This is a genomic window from Vibrio sp. 10N.286.46.A8 (genome assembly GCF_041470165.1).
Classification (GTDB): Bacteria; Pseudomonadota; Gammaproteobacteria; order Enterobacterales; family Vibrionaceae; genus Vibrio; species Vibrio tasmaniensis_A.
This window is the reverse complement of record NZ_JBFRLX010000187.1, coordinates 24178-24424: the sequence shown is the minus strand read 5'-3', so window position 1 is coordinate 24424 and position 247 is coordinate 24178. Positions and strand designations below refer to the sequence as shown.

Here is a 247-nt window from a genome sequence, read left to right as displayed (position 1 = left end):
TGAACTTTCTAGTACCGCGAGTGAGGTTAGCCAGAATGCAGCTAGCGCAGAGAGCGCTGCAACTGGGGCAACGACAAATGTCAAAGATGGCAGTGTTTCACTCGATGCATCAGATGATATATCACGAAAAGTTGAAGACTCGATCGAAGAAACATCAAACATCGTTAATCAATTGCAAGAGTACTCGGTAGAGATCGGTAGTGTGATTGAAGTGATCAATTCAATTTCTGAGCAAACTAACTTACTT

At 42.5% G+C, this 247-nt stretch carries 1 pseudogene; it reads left to right on the top strand.

Features of this window, described 5'->3' with window-relative positions:
• Positions 1 to 247: pseudogene (locus AB4232_RS17535) on the top strand (methyl-accepting chemotaxis protein); the annotation flags it as partial.